3 protein-coding genes are annotated in these 3,341 nt (G+C 55.3%); 2 read left to right on the top strand and 1 reads right to left on the bottom strand.

Annotated elements, in window-relative coordinates; genetic code table 11:
* Window positions 1–240: 240 nt before the first annotated feature.
* Complete coding sequence (locus tag G3480_RS25610; RefSeq protein ID WP_240906075.1) at window positions 241–1,002, top strand: L,D-transpeptidase; 762 nt, start codon at window positions 241–243, stop codon at window positions 1,000–1,002.
* Between the two features lie 137 nt (window positions 1,003–1,139).
* Here G3480_RS25610 and G3480_RS25605 read toward each other — a convergent pair whose 3' ends face one another.
* Complete coding sequence (locus tag G3480_RS25605; RefSeq protein WP_240906074.1) at window positions 1,140–1,847, bottom strand: hypothetical protein; 708 nt, start codon at window positions 1,845–1,847, stop codon at window positions 1,140–1,142.
* Window positions 1,848–3,222: 1,375 nt separating this feature from the next.
* Here G3480_RS25605 and G3480_RS29145 point away from each other — a divergent pair.
* Window positions 3,223–3,341 (top strand): DUF2397 family protein (locus G3480_RS29145; protein WP_164657036.1); only part of this gene is annotated, 119 nt, incomplete at its 3' end.

Here is a 3,341-nt window from a genome sequence, read left to right as displayed (position 1 = left end):
TTCCACCGTCAGTCGAGCCGTGCGCCGGTTTGAAAACGAGCTTGAAAACGGGATTGAATCGCCAGTGGACCTACCCAACAAGCCGAAGGGTGCTTGATTGCAAGACCTGACCCCAAATGCGCCTGGCAACCCGCGCCGGTCTGGTCCGACGCCAGATGTCGGACAAAGGATTGGATTTCCTCTCCCGTATCTTTAATATCCTTCGATCCGCTCAAACATCCTCAAGACCTGACCTAATTCATGGATTTCCGCTACCGAACCTCAGCATCCTCGCACTCGAATTTCACCAGCATGGCGATATGCCTGTGCCTTTCTCTGCTGCTTGCCGGCTGCGGCCAGAGCCTGATACGGAAGGGAGACGATGTCCCTCTTAGCAACCCGATGCTCAATGCAAACTATTCTGAAGACGCAGAGGTTCCTTTCGTCGAGGAGTCCAAGAGGGCTACGAGAGGTGGTTACAGGCAAGCCGACTTTGCGTCAGAGAGCGCATCGCGCAGAACGCGGGATATGGCAAATTGGGTTGTCAGTTCGGGAGACAATGTCAACATGCCGTTCGCGATCGTCGATAAAGTCAATGCGAAGGTCTATGTATTTGACGTGAACGGACAGCTGCGCGGCGCCGCGCCCGTGCTGCTGGGAATTGCGAAAGGTGATAACACCGCCCCCGGCCTTGGAAAAATACCGATGTCACGTATTCCCCGCTCGGAGCGCACGACGCCGGCTGGGCGTTTCGTCTCGGCAATGGGGCGCAGCCTACATGGCAAGGACATACTCTGGCTCGACTATGAAAATGCCATCTCCATGCATCCGGTCGCTACGGGTAGACCCAAAGAGCGCCGGGTGCAACGTCTGGAAACCCCATCGCCGCTTGATAACCGTATTTCATTTGGCTGCATCAATGTCCCAACGAAATTCTTCCATGAAGTTGTGCATGAAGTCTTTTCGGGGGTAGTCGGCGTCGTCTATGTTCTGCCAGAAGACAAGCAGGCCAAGCAATCATAGTCCGGAGGTAGGTTACTGAGCGCTTACCGCCGGCTGCGTATCCCTTTGATTGTTCGCGTGGAGTCAGCTCTTCGAACTCGAAGTTGGCTGATCAGGCACCTCCATTCGATCTTCAAGACCGGTATGCTGGCGGCCGCCTAATTGCAGAGTTCGTGGATTGAGTGCGGTGTGGGATTCATGCGCTTGACAGGCGGCTCCCAACCCTTTTTCTCGTCGATCCAGCTCGGCAAGGGCATCACCATTGGCAGATGCCCGTTCGGGCGATACCAGGAATCAACGCTCCAGTCAGCTCCGCTTTCGGCATCGACGAGAGCGGCCGTCCAGTGAACTAGATTGACATCGAAAAGATTGCGCACTTTAGGTGACGATATTTTCCAGCCGGGCAATTCCCCGATATCCTGAAGAATCCGCAGATAGGTAGTAGTATTGGTTGCGTTATCGACGCAATCCATCCGCCCGTCGACTCCCACCTCAAAATCGTTAATGGCAAGGTCGTTAGCCAAGAACGGCTGATATTTTTGAGCCAGCAATTCCATTTGCCAGACCCCAATACGAACACGCTGCAACCTATCCTGAAGACGCTTGCCAGGGCAAAGCGCCATATAGCTTTTTAGAAAAGCCATATCGTCGTGAGTAAAGGTCACATTCTGTCTGCGCGCACATGACCAGTTAAAGCAGATTCGCAGCGTTACAGATCCGTTTGGGTTGATCGCGTACTTTGGTGGGAGTGGAGCCGATGATCCCTGGCTACCCTTGAAAACCGGCTCTGCCGCAGCGGCACCAATCAAAGCGGCATGGCTGATGACTAGAGCGAACCAACCGCTCATAGCGAGCCGGGGAGGCATATCAAGTCGCTACAATGGAGCCAAAGAATCGCGCCAACATGAAGTTGAAGAGCTTCATGTTGGCGCTGTTCTTGCCCCTTAGAAAAAAGAGACGTCTCGGCTTTTGATGTCGCACGCTGCCACTTTTCGGCAGTAGAAGGCGTCGCCCTTACCACCAGACCCATTGATGCAAAATCAGCACGCTAGAGATGCATCAACACCATTCCAAAGCAGGCAGCGATACCATGGAAGCCGAGGCGTTATCAGTTTCGATAAGGTTTTGGCTCATACGACGGCATTGGGGGCGCAGCGGCTGGCGCCGGCTCATGCTTCGAGGCAGTGCTGCAAGCCGAGACCATAAGCACCAAGGCAATGGCGCTAAGAGTTGCAGTTACAGATACGGTCTTCATGCGTTGTCACCTATTTAGTGTTGGTGTTGGTGTTGGTGTCGAAAACTCATGCCAGTGAAAGTACGGCGGCAATGTTACTGCTTCACTGACAGCATGCCCCCATAGAAAGCCGTCTGTCTTCGCAGTGGTTTCAGCAGATAACGAGCCTAGACAGATCATCCACAGTTCCTGAAAGTGGCGCAAGCCCTTCCCCCAAGAAAGCCATGCATTTAGTTATATAAGTCCAAAGGGACTTGCTCTTCAAGCGCTGCCAGCCAAAGAGCGCCAAGCAAAAGGGCCGGCAGCCTTGGAGAAAGGGGGGAGAATTTGATTTGGAGCAGCGCCCTTCTCCGCATGATGGCTGCGCGATTTAATGCTTTTAAGTCAATACTTTACCGAATAATGCATCACATGAGACCGAAGCACACTACCCGATGGCGGACGTGCGCACATTCGCATGAAGAAGCGCGGACCGCGAACCAAGAAAGGGCGCTGTCGCTACCGCGGGATGTGGCGTGAGCCGAAGCGGTTTATCGCCTCCGCCGTGGGACCGGACGGACGTCAAGACCCGAGCTTTGCTCCCCTGATCGATGCCACGCTCGCGGGTCCCAATGGGGTGTTCTGCATGCTCGAGCGCAGGCTTGCGCATCGAGCAGGCTGAACGCGTGTTCTTCATCGCCGACGGCGCCCATTGGATCTGGACGCCTATTCAGACATTGTGCGTGCGCCTAGGGCCAAGCCAGGTCGTCGAGCGCGTTGATTATTGCCATGTCGTCGAGCATCTGCAAATCTGGGGGTCAGGTCGCCCGTGCAACACCACCGCCGGTCCGGACATCCTATGGGTTTGCCCAGGCGGTAGAACTCGGCTCTCGACTGGCCGCAATGGCTCGCCCCCACGGTATCGGGACCCGCTATCCAATTCCTTGTCCACCGTCTTCTCGCGATGCTAGGGTCATCAGCACAGCACAGCACAGCACAGCACCAGCAATGATCGATTCCACCAACGGATGCCCGATACCAGCTTCAACTACCTGACCGCGGACAAGACGGATCTCTACCGGACCCTGATGCGGGCCTTCTCCGAAGCCAAGGAACACTTCCTGGTCCACCTGCGCCCGGAGGACGT

Origin of the sequence: Thiorhodococcus mannitoliphagus (assembly GCF_010915725.1) — a bacterium.
Taxonomy (GTDB): Bacteria; Pseudomonadota; Gammaproteobacteria; order Chromatiales; family Chromatiaceae; genus Thiorhodococcus; species Thiorhodococcus mannitoliphagus.
The sequence above is the reverse complement of the archived record's forward strand: the minus strand, read 5'-3'. Positions and strand labels throughout refer to the sequence as shown.

Excerpts from the sequence above, each read along its gene's own strand:
- G3480_RS25605 (WP_240906074.1), bottom strand. The coding sequence starts at position 1,847 with ATGCCTCCCCGGCTCGCTATGAGCGGTTGGTTCGCTCTAGTCATCAGC.
- G3480_RS25610 (WP_240906075.1), top strand. The coding sequence starts at position 241 with ATGGATTTCCGCTACCGAACCTCAGCATCCTCGCACTCGAATTTCACC.